Source organism: Dryocola clanedunensis subsp. sulfonylureivorans (assembly GCF_016756775.1).
GTDB classification, from domain to species: Bacteria; Pseudomonadota; Gammaproteobacteria; order Enterobacterales; family Enterobacteriaceae; genus Dryocola; species Dryocola clanedunensis.
On sequence record NZ_JAERMU010000035.1, the window covers coordinates 19,696 to 30,740 of the forward strand.

At 44.5% G+C, this 11,045-nt stretch carries 8 protein-coding genes; 5 read left to right on the forward strand and 3 right to left on the reverse strand.

Annotation, left to right across the window (positions count from 1 at the left end):
* Positions 1-196 precede the first annotated feature (196 nt).
* Both HYQ67_RS21955 and HYQ67_RS21960 read left to right on the forward strand, forming a co-directional pair.
* Positions 197-2,593: an AAA family ATPase gene (locus tag HYQ67_RS21955; RefSeq protein WP_237391392.1), complete on the forward strand. Its 2,397-nt coding sequence runs from the start codon at positions 197-199 to the stop codon at positions 2,591-2,593.
* 221 nt (positions 2,594-2,814) lie between these two features.
* Positions 2,815-4,407: an endonuclease NucS domain-containing protein gene (locus HYQ67_RS21960; RefSeq protein ID WP_063162071.1), complete on the forward strand. Its 1,593-nt coding sequence runs from the start codon at positions 2,815-2,817 to the stop codon at positions 4,405-4,407.
* 802 nt (positions 4,408-5,209) lie between these two features.
* Here HYQ67_RS21960 and HYQ67_RS21965 read toward each other — a convergent pair.
* On the reverse strand, positions 5,210-7,426 hold the full coding sequence (locus HYQ67_RS21965) for an Ig-like domain-containing protein (protein ID WP_202307837.1): 2,217 nt from the start codon (positions 7,424-7,426) through the stop codon (positions 5,210-5,212).
* 759 nt (positions 7,427-8,185) lie between these two features.
* Here HYQ67_RS21965 and HYQ67_RS21970 point away from each other — a divergent pair.
* The 3 genes from HYQ67_RS21970 (at position 8,186) to HYQ67_RS21980 (ending at position 9,852) form a co-directional block, all read left to right on the forward strand.
* The gene (locus HYQ67_RS21970; protein WP_202307839.1) at positions 8,186-8,452 is read left to right on the forward strand and encodes a YdgH/BhsA/McbA family protein; all 267 of its coding nucleotides are present in this window, start codon (positions 8,186-8,188) and stop codon (positions 8,450-8,452) included.
* 99 nt (positions 8,453-8,551) lie between these two features.
* Positions 8,552-9,109 carry a TetR/AcrR family transcriptional regulator gene (locus HYQ67_RS21975; RefSeq protein WP_202307841.1) on the forward strand — a complete coding sequence of 186 codons (558 nt, stop codon included), beginning with the start codon at positions 8,552-8,554 and terminating at the stop codon, positions 9,107-9,109.
* A 197-nt stretch (positions 9,110-9,306) separates the two neighbouring features.
* Positions 9,307-9,852: a hypothetical protein gene (locus tag HYQ67_RS21980; protein ID WP_202307843.1), complete on the forward strand. Its 546-nt coding sequence runs from the start codon at positions 9,307-9,309 to the stop codon at positions 9,850-9,852.
* 1 nt (position 9,853) lies between these two features.
* On the opposite strand, the gene HYQ67_RS21985 is transcribed toward HYQ67_RS21980, so the two are convergent.
* Together HYQ67_RS21985 and HYQ67_RS21990 are read right to left on the reverse strand one after the other, a co-directional pair.
* Positions 9,854-10,057 carry a hypothetical protein gene (locus HYQ67_RS21985; RefSeq protein ID WP_202307845.1) on the reverse strand — a complete coding sequence of 68 codons (204 nt, stop codon included), beginning with the start codon at positions 10,055-10,057 and terminating at the stop codon, positions 9,854-9,856.
* Positions 10,058-10,123: 66 nt separating this feature from the next.
* Entirely contained in the window at positions 10,124-10,384 is a 261-nt protein-coding gene (locus HYQ67_RS21990) for a hypothetical protein (RefSeq protein ID WP_202307847.1), read from the reverse strand.
* Between the last annotated feature and the right edge of the window lie 661 nt (positions 10,385-11,045).

Sequence of the window (11,045 nt, forward strand, 5' to 3'; positions counted from 1 at the left end):
GCGGCTTTATACCCTAACTCTGTCGATGAACGTTTGAAAGGGATCTTTAGATGGGTGTTGAATTCCGCTTCAGATATAAGAATTCCTTTCTTATATCAATAACCTATTCACTCCTTCCTCAAGCACGGAGTAAACTATCTAACGATCTGTTTCACTTGCAAATCGGCAGCCAATAGCCAGCGCTAAGGGAGTGTTCATGTTCAGTCAGGTTGACATCGATAGTTTCGGTAGTTTTGCGGGCCTCAGTTGGAGAAAGAGCCTTAAGGATGCAGGTAACAACGTCCAGAATTTCAAGAGGCTCAACATCCTCTACGGACGGAACTACTCTGGTAAAACTACACTCTCGCGGATTTTCCGCGCTTTGGAAACGGGGCGCATTCCACATAACTACGTGGATCCAAATTTCACTATTCGTGGTGACAAAGGTGATGTGACACAGGTAGGCCTTGCCGGTCATGGCTATGATGTTCGGGTCTACAATCGGGACTTTGTGAGCGATAACCTAAGCTTTTTGGTCAATCAAACCGACGGAGAGATCAAGACGTTTGCTATCGTTGGTGAAAAGAATAAAGAGATCGAAGATGCCATTATCGCAATCCAAACTAAGCTAGGCAGTGTTGAGTCGAAGGCAGGCCTCCGACATGAACTTGAAGCTAAAAAGAAAGAACGAGATCGAACGAAGGGCAATCATAATACTGCGTCTGATGCTCTGGAAGGCAAACTTCGTTCTCATGCCAACAGTAAGATTAAGCAGAACCGCATCTACGGCCCTGCTGCTTACAATATAGACAGCATCAAAAGAGACATTGACTCAGTCAAAAAACCTAGCTTCATACCGCTGACAACCGAAGAACAAGCATCCAAGGTCAACCTATTGAAGCAAGAAGCCTTACCTGATATCGCTGATACCGTATCGATAAGCCTCAACTTTGAGTCAATAAAAAAGGTGGCTGAAGAACTCCTTTCAAGATCGATCAAGCCAACTACGGCGATTCAGGAACTGTTGAATGAGGCGGCTCTTCAAACGTGGGTGAAGCAAGGCATACCTCTACATAAAGATAAGCGGGACACTTGCGCCTTCTGTCGTCAGAACCTTCCTCATGACATCTGGCAGGTATTAGACTCTCACTTCAGTAAAGAATCCTCGGATCTGGAGTCGTGTATCGATTCATGCCTGACTTCCATCGCCAGCGAAATCCAAGCCATTCCTAACTTCTTGACTTTGACTGGTGATAAGTTCTATGCAGAAGAAAAAATCTTATTTGAAGCCTGCAAGAGAGAACTTGCTGAATACCTGAATAGCTACATGCAGGATATCAAAACTCTGAAGGCTGCATTGGATAAGAGAAAGAACACCATTTTTCAACAGGTTGCCATACCTGTCTACATTCACGATTCGAATGCAATTCAGCGATGCGTAGGCGACATCAATAATCTGATCAGTAGAAACAACAGCCGTACAAGTTCACTGGAAAAAGATAAAAATACTGCTCGCGAATCTCTTCGACTTACCGATGTGGCTTCCTTTATCGGAGACATTACCTACGATACTGAGTTGACCCGTATTGCCAGTCTTAAAACAGATGCTGACACTGCCAACACTGCATTTACCGAGGCAGAAGTCGAAATTATCAAACAAGAAGCCGAAGTGACCCGCCTACAGGGCCAACAGAAGGATGAACGCAAGGGCGCGAAGCGAGTGAATGACCTGCTCAGTCACTTCTTTGGTCACGATGGCATCAAACTTGAAGCCAAAGACAATGTTGAGCAGACTTCGGTTAAGTTTGAAGTCACAAGAGATGGTGAATCAGCCTACAACTTGAGCGAAGGCGAATGCAGTCTGATTGCTTTCTGCTACTTCATAGCCAAGCTGGAAGAGCCAGACAGCAAAGGTAAGGATCTGATCATTTATATAGATGACCCAATTTCCAGCCTAGACGGGAATCACATCTTCTTCATGTTCAGCTTGATTGAAAGCCTGATTGCGAAACCCATCAAGAATGCAGATGGAACTAACAGCTTTCGCTACAAGCAGCTTTTTATATCCACCCACAACCTAGATTTCTTGAAGTATCTAAAGAAAATATCACTTCCGAATGAGAAGAATCACGGCGGATGCCAACATTTCATCGTGGAGAGAAACGGAGGGGCAAGTCAGATTTCCCTGATGCCTTCGTATCTGCGAGACTACATCACAGAATTCAACTACCTATTTCATCAGATCTACAAGTGCCGTAATCAAGGTGGAGCGAATGAATCTCATGAACCATTTTATGGATTTGGTAACAACCTCCGTAAGTTCCTTGAGGCTTTTTTATTCTTTAAGTTCCCCCACCAAGATGACAAGAACGATGCTTTTGAACGGATCAAGAAATTCTTTGGCGATGAGGATCCGACTGCGATAGCTCTTGTGAATAGACTTAACAACGAGTTTTCACATCTCGAATCGATCCCAGATCGTGGATTCAGACCTGTGGAGATTCCAGAAATTTCCAAGGTGGCAAACTACGTATTGGACAAAATTTATGCAGCAGATCCGCATCAATACAACTCCCTGTTAAAAAGCATTGGCGAACCACCAAGGACACCTTAGGAAACAGAGCACAAAGAGTTTTTAACGGTGAGCGAGGCACCATTCGGGTCTGGAATGCGTCTCTCAAAGACGCCGGAAGAGTACCGGCTGCGATCTACCCCTCTAATGATTAGCATGCAGTGGTTCTAGTGATGTATACATCGACATTTTGAGGGCATTCCTCATAAAAACTCTTTTTCGACAGATAGATGGTATTTTTAGAAAAACATACGGTGTAAGTCATGAAAATAGCCAAAAGTGAAGCAGACATTCGCGATTTTTTAGCCAAAAATCTCGACATGATCGAGCCAGGATTGATGCTGCAGAAAAAAGAGCAGTATTTAAAGAATGACAATGGGGCCTCTGGTTTCGTTGATATTTTCGCCCGTGATCAGAAAGGGCGAATCGTTATCATTGAAATAAAAAAATCGGATGCTGCTGCACGTCAAGGCCTACAAGAACTAGCCAAGTATGCAGCATTGGTTCGCGCAAGATCTCTGATTAAATCGACCGAGTATAGGTTGATCATACTATCAGTCGAATGGCACGAATTGCTGACTCCTTTTTCTGAATTCTATCATAACACTCGCTACGCCCTGAAAGGTGGGAAAATCTCATTGGGGAACGATGGGCTCCCAGAACACATCAAGTGGATTTCTCCTTTACCAAAACAGGCTGAGAGATCCTTCTCTCGGCGACATTTCATTTGGGAATATAACGATATTAAAAAAGCTCGTGCTGGCGCGCAAGCTGGGACCCAATACATGCAGAGAATCGGTCTGCACAACTTCATCTTCGCCGTTATAACGCTCGCCGATGGAAGTCATGGCATCTCGCATCTTGTATATTTTTCTCAACAAGAGGAAAGTGCTGAATTCTACCAAGAAATCATAAATAGACGCTTCTTCGGAGAAGATTTAGAGGAGTTTAATGAATGGCTGGAGGGTATGTCCGAGCCCAGTGACATTCTAGGTGAACTCGCCGACAAAGTCTGGGAGGACAACGAAGAAATCTCATTATATGAAAAAATGGATGCAGAAGGATTACAGATTTCCCACCCGGAAAAAGCTCAGTATTGGCTCTCAGATGATATGGTTAAAGATGTTGAGATCATTCGGTTTGGACTTTTCGTTGAAGCTAACTTGTCGGATCGTGATCTACTGGCTGAGTTGCGAGGAATGCAAGGTGGATCAACCTACAATATGGATATCGTTGCATCTTTAGCGTCTAAGCCCGAGATTGATGCGCTTTTAACTGCTACTGATGAAGTGTTTTTCTTTAACCCAATCTGGAGGACTAATGTGCATAGTATCGTCGCCCATGCCCTTCATAGGAAAGCAGAATCACTTGAACTGAAAACCTTCTCAAATGACGACATATTGAAAACGTTAGTCTGGACCCCATTTGATCCTCAGAGATATCTTCCTTATCTTATAGTGAAGCTCAACTTTGCGGACCACGAGGAAGTATTTGTAGGCGTAATAGAGTGGAACAGACATAGTCCAAACTGGAAGGATATGGTTGATACTTATTTTGATGGTGATGCTGGCAGCCTTATGTTTCACCGTCAATTTGGATCGATCCGTTCACTGAATGGGGAAATTATGGAATTATTGGGATTGAACTACACTCTGCTTCATAAGGATAAACTTGACAATGAAGAGCCAGCTCAACCAATTATTTTCCAAGGACTTTCATTTTCTCAGAGAAAAAGTCCTCGAAAGGAATATATCGAAATTCTGTCTTGTCAGGATTTCATGTCGAATGCTATCAGTAACGAAGCTAGTTTTGATTTTGAGTTCTCGACAATGTTGAAAACTCGGATGAAAAACTGAAAATTCCCAGCTCATCAGGGAATGATTCAATACTTAAATTTCTAACATTTTCTCTCTAAATCTGACACGAGTTTTGAAAATCCCCGTGTCCCTGGTTCGATTATTCGCTGCATGTAGAATCAATCCGTTCTACACCATCACATAGCGGCAACATACATCTGCCGATTCATCCTGATGGCTCAATATCTCCCTGGCCGGTCACGAGAGTTAATCATTGCTTTACATCAGCAGCGACTTATTACTGCTGTCATATGTTATGCGACTAAGGCAGAAGCACTAACTATAAATAGCTATTTTGTGTCTTTCGTCATGCAGACATTCAAGTGCTTCGTTTTAAAAAAACAGGATGTGAAAATTTTTTAATGACACATCACAAGGTTGCGAGTGAAATGACAAAGTAACTGCTAATACATAATTTTGAGTAAGAGTGACAAATGAAGGAAAGGATTCAGGAATATCTTACTCAATCTTAAATCCAGATAAAGTGAAAGTCATTTACACGAGCCATATCATTCATAAAATACTGCGAATTTAACTTAAGTCACAATAAAAGTGATTCACAGAGCAATATCAAATAAGATACAGTCGTCCATGCTATTTTACGACGCAGAAAAAATTGAACATAAGTTCAAAAATACCTTTTTAGTGTCATGACTCTACCTTCGTATATGTCAGTTGCCGCGTTGCAGAGTTAATCGAAAGAATTACCTTCAAGCTCATGTTGGGTAGGAATTAAATGAGGGATAAAAAAAAGCCGCTAATGCGGCTTTTTTCAGATTAGTGAATGATTACAACCTTAACGTCAAACGACCTGATGCAGCTGTACGTCACTCTGAACCAACAGCTCCAGATTATCTGAACCATGCTGATACACGTCATATTGTACGCCACCTGCCGTTGCACTCCCGGTGACGCTCCAGGTTTCATTATTGAAATCAGAGACATTGATCTCAACAACATCACCAGCATCACCATGGATGGCCGCCTGCTTATGACCATCATTCATGTAGAGATTTTCCTGTGCATTCTGCAACAAATCCGCATGTGACAGAGCCAGTGTGTTCTGGGTATTGTTCGTCAAATCATAGGCTTCATTATTGATGGCGGCAGATTGTGACCATTGAGTTGAGCCGGTGTCACTCCACTGAACGTTATCCAGCCAGCTGTAGCCGCCACCGACGGAGAATGAACCAATCTCTACACCTTCTGGTGCGGTATATTCAAAATTCAGCCAGTGATCACCAACAGCATCCCCGATCGTAGTGGAGTCCGAAGGCGTGAAAGAAGTGATAACATTATGCTGCGTATCATAAACAGTCACTTCCTGTGCAACAGCATAGTCAAAGGAAATGGATTGTGCTGATCCTGGCAGGCTGAACAGCAGGCTGCCTTCTCCGCCCTGGTTAGAAATACCGCCATTATGGTTATCGAGATAGATTTTCTGACCTGCGTCTTTAGGGTCTGTCACTACGGCTGCAGAACTTATCACTCTCGCATAATCGGCTCCTTCAGAAGTGACAGTAAGCCCTGACGCGAAGGTCAGATCGGTAAACATCTCACCTTGATATTGATTATCGAAATTCTCGCTACCGGAAACCAGAGTAGGTTCCAGCGGTACAACCTTCAGATAAAAGCCGTCAGATGCGGCCGCATTGCCGGCAGCGTCTACTGCCAGGGCTGCTACTGGTATCATTCCGCCGCTAGCTGACAGAGACAGGGGGTTATCTTCCGTTACCTGGAACGTCCAGTGACCCGTAGCATCGGCGACCGTCGAACCCAGGATTCCACTCGGCATCTCACCGCCAGATGAAATAATCACAGTGCTGCCCGCTTCCGCTGTCCCTTTCAGCAGAGGCGTGGTGTCATCGGTTGTCCCCTGGTTCAGCACTTCGCCCGTATTTAGCCCAACATTATCCTCGGCGCTGGTAATAACTGGTTTTTCGATTCCCGTATCAACGATAAAGCCAATCGCATCCGAAGCCGGGCTCTTGTTGCCCGCAGCATCCTCTACGACCGTGCTGATACTGTGGTTGCCGTCAGCCAGGTTGGTACCTGGTGTGAATGTCCATTTGCCATTATCGCCCACTACCGCCGAGCCAATTGCCTTACCGTTGTCAGAGACAATCACCGTCGCCCCTGCTTCCGCATGGCCGCTCAGCGTCGGCTTCGCATCATCGGTGCTGTCGCCGTTATGAATGTCACCTTTTATTGAGCCAACATCATCTGCAAGAACCAGGTCGGTTGCCGCCGCCGGTGCCGTAGTATCCGCACCGTCAACGATAAAGTCAGTTGCCGGTGACTGTTCGCCTGGCTTGCCGTCAACGTTCAGTTCTGCTGCGGTAATGCTGTGCTCGCCGTCTGCCAGCGGGGTGTTCGGCGTGAATGTCCAGTTACCCTTAGCGTTAGTTGTTACCGAACCAATAGGCTGACCATTGTCGTAAATCACCACTACGCTGCCGGCATCCGCCTTACCAAATACGGTTGGCTGCGAATCATCCGTAGTGTCACCGCTAAATACCGGCCCCTGCTCTTCGCCGACATTATCCAGGATCCCGTTTACCTTCGGGACGGATGCAGTATCGCCATTATCACCATTGCTGTCGGTGGTAATAATGGTGTAAGTCTCTGACGCGACCAGGATCTCGTCGGTTAAAGGGTCTTTGAGTACTACTTCAAAAGCATACTTGCTGCCCCCTTCAAGCGTATCAGGAGTGAACGACCAGCTACCGTCCGCGCCTACGGTAGTGCTGCCGAGTTGTACGCCGTTGGCGTAAATACGTAGCACCTGATCTTCGCCACCTTCAATTGTGCCCTGCAGCGTCGGAGTCAGGTCGTCCGTTACCCCGAAATGACCAATATCGCCCTGCTTGCTACCTGCGTTGTCATTAACATGATCAATATTAATCAGGCCAGGTGCGCCCGGCGTGGGTATGTTATACCCCGGCTGTTCCACGTTGCTGAGTGCTGCGGCATCTGTCAGAGTATTTAAATTTGTATTACGATTATTAGTATCAGCCATGCAGATATCTCCTGATTATAAAACTGTGTAAATAAGTGGGTGATGAGAATCACAAAATTTTTATTCTTTACCGGTTTTGCAAATGCTCCGGCAACAATATTATTAACAGACCCACACCGGCTAATAAAGGCAGAAGCAGTGCACTAATTAAAATAGAAAAGAAAGATAAACAGAGCATAACATAGACATCATGAAGCATGCGGCTCCGCCATTCATTACGGCGATAAATATCGTCAGGCTGTGATTTTATATTGCAAATTTTAAATAACAGAGATGTCTGTTATAGCCAACACAATCATAAATTACGAAAACAAATCAACGTTAATAAAAGTAATGAATGACCGGGTGCTTTTCCAAAATCAAATCATTTACCAGGGGACTGATGGCAAGCATAAAAAGCATTGGCATTTATAAACTCCAGACGCATTTTTATATTTCCGCAGAAAATACGGCAATATCAGTGAGTAGGATGTATTCAAAACAGCGACCAAATCAGCGTTGCAACGAGAGTAGCGGCCTGCTTCGCGTATTCCTGCACCTATCCAATGACAAATATCAGAGAAGATATATTTACCGAAGCGGCAGGCGATCGTGATCTTTTGTTTATCCGCGCTAGCTCCATCCAGATTCGTACAAAAAAACAGCAAAAATCGTTTTTTTCACTTTTTGGATAAATTTCCCTTGCCAACCTACCTACCGATTGGTAGATTGCATTCCAACGAAACAACAAACTCACAACCAGACACCCGGAGTACACAAATGAAAAATATCACTCTCGCTCTCTTCGCCGCCGCTACTTTTGCAACCTCTACTCTTGCTTACGCTGATTCGGCGATGGAAATTTCCCGCGTTGATGCCTCCATGCTGCAAAAAGTCGGCGTGGTCTCTGCGGGCGGTTTTACTAACCTGGATGAACTGAATGCCTCCCTGTCCATGAAGGCCAGTGAAGCTGGTGCTACCCACTATCGTATCGTCAGCGCCTCCGGTAACAATAAACTTTCCGGCACCGCCGTTTTGTATCGCTGATAATCTGATATCCTTTCGGGCACGCCTGGTAACCTGATGGTTCCCGGGCGTGTCTGCGTTTGCGCTAACAACGAATATACCCGAGCCTGGAGAAAAATTATGTCCACCCACGACAGCCTGCTCGAACTGGCTGACACACTGATTCAGGAAAATGGCTATCAGGGGTTCAGCTATGCTGACCTGGCAGCCGGACTGGGGATACGCAAGGCCAGCATTCATTACCATTTCCCGACCAAGACGGATCTGGGTATAGCCTACTGCGAGCGTAAGGAAACTCGTCTTTTGCAGATGGAAGAAAAGCTGATGGAAGTCCGGCCGGGTAAAGCCCGTCTTGAAGCCTATATGGAAGCTTTCGCCTACTGTGCGCAAAAAGGGCAGATGTGCGGCGTGCATGCCATGCTTTCCGACAGTAATCTGTTCGAACCTCCTTTACAGGAGGCCGTGAGCCAGCTGGCACAGACAGACCTGCGTATTATCGCCGATGTCCTGCGCACCGGGCGGGAAAGCGGAGAACTGACGTTCAGCGGAGAACCTGCCGATCTTGCCATTATCATTACTTGTGCCGTCAAAGGTGCGCTGATGCTAAACCGTGTCCCACCTCATGATGCCTGTGAGCGGGCAAAAAAAGCCGTCGAACGGTTACTTTGCTTTATGTAATACCTGCGGCCCACTCAAGGTGGGTCGTTCAGTCTTTTCATGCACCTTGTCTATTTCCATATCCTTGTGCTGCAACGCTAATATAGCATTTTATTAAATAACGCTATTACAAAATGCGTATTGCAGCACTGCACGCAAACCATTATAAACATTTTATAATTCGAGTTATATTAGATAATAGTGCAAGGAGCCCTGCTTTGAAGGCGATTTTTTTAAGCGACAATTATTTTTTCTGCTCGGGTATTTCGTCAATCAGAATGTCCTCACAACTGATTGACGAAAAAAGCGATTTGGACGTTATCTTCGGTGAAAATATCGATGCCGACGTTTATTTTATCCATCTGCAAAGCAGCACGCTCCGTAGTGACCTGATAAAGAAAACAATTACCAAAGGAAGAATATGTGTTGTCATGCTTGATGACATTATTGATGGTTGCTTTTTTAATTTTTCTGGCATTACCTGGTCATCAACAAAACTAACGCTCGAACAATTAAAAACAATAACTAACTATGAACACATACCGGCGATAAAAAAAATCTCAGCGCGTGAGAGATATGTAGCTCAAAAACTACACCTTAGTGACAGATATTTTGCTTCTCACTTTGATATTACGGTTAAGTCAGCCGGATCTTATCGTCGAAATCTGATTAATAAACTACATTTACAAAAAAGAAATCCGGCTGCAATATACAGAATCCAGTCCTGCATCATTGCCAGCAATTGCCGGCGTCCAATCCACTAAGCTAATAGCGCTTACTGCGGTGATGTTCGAGATTGCCCGTCCGGAGAGTCTTCTCCTGAAGTTCTCCAAACCTTGTCTCTACGGCAAAGTTGAAGTCTTCCAGCTCATCTTCCTGCACGCTTTTTTGCATATGACAAACCAGTTTCTCCAGCAGATCCGGCTCGTCAACTAAACGAAGTCGATTCAAAAAAATATTATTGTCCATATAACTTACTCCTTTTTGTTTAATGACTGATAACACTCCTGACTCAAGGAAAATTATTTTACGAATCTATTGCTCCCAGGCTAGTCTGGTGTCGTTCCCAGTAGCACGCCAGCTCCGCTTGCAGGTCAACTCCATATTTCCTGGTCCAGAGATTTCAGAACCTGCCTTGAACAGCTTACCGCTAAACAAACAGTTTTTATGCGGATCGAAATATTTTGCCGTGGTGTTGTCTGCAATAGTTATCGGTGAGAGAGGAAAAGCCAGATTGTGATGCAGCAGCGTTAAAGCAAACATGAGCAGGACCATTTTTTTCACAGTTATCACCATACTGTCTCCTTCGAAAACCAGATATCCTTTTTAATCAATGCCTAAAGAACTTATTTTCCGTATGACGTGAACAAAGTGTTGATGCAGCGTGACAGGACATCAACTTTTGCATATGGAGCTAATATTTGCTGTGTAAAGGAACTGCCATAAACGGAGGGAGTATGAATAATTTCAAATGTAACTTTATGTTTTTTATAATTTATTATATGGATAATATCTGATATCCCCTACTTCCTCTTTTGAAAAACTGCGCATATTTAATCTATACCTCCAAACTATAATGCCTCACACATCACGTCAATGCATAAAATTAGATAATAGATTCATGATTATTTGAATTTCATGAATACGCCTTGATATTTTTGGCGTATTTCCTTAGCTACTGATAGCCTTTTATTACGTTGCAATACCACAATTACGAGATAAGCTTTCAATCGCAGAGAGACTGCACAGCGGAAGCTGCATCAACACGTACCGCAAGTTGACGGGCTTAGCGTTTGTGGGTTTCTTGCTGGTTGTCATAAGTTACCTCTGATTGAGAAGTGATTCTCTCAGGCGTGTGATGCCGGGTTATTCACCACGGATAATTTAGACATTGCCGGTTTATTACTTATGGATAAGGCACTCATAAAGCCCCCTTATTCAGGGGGCTGAGCTGATG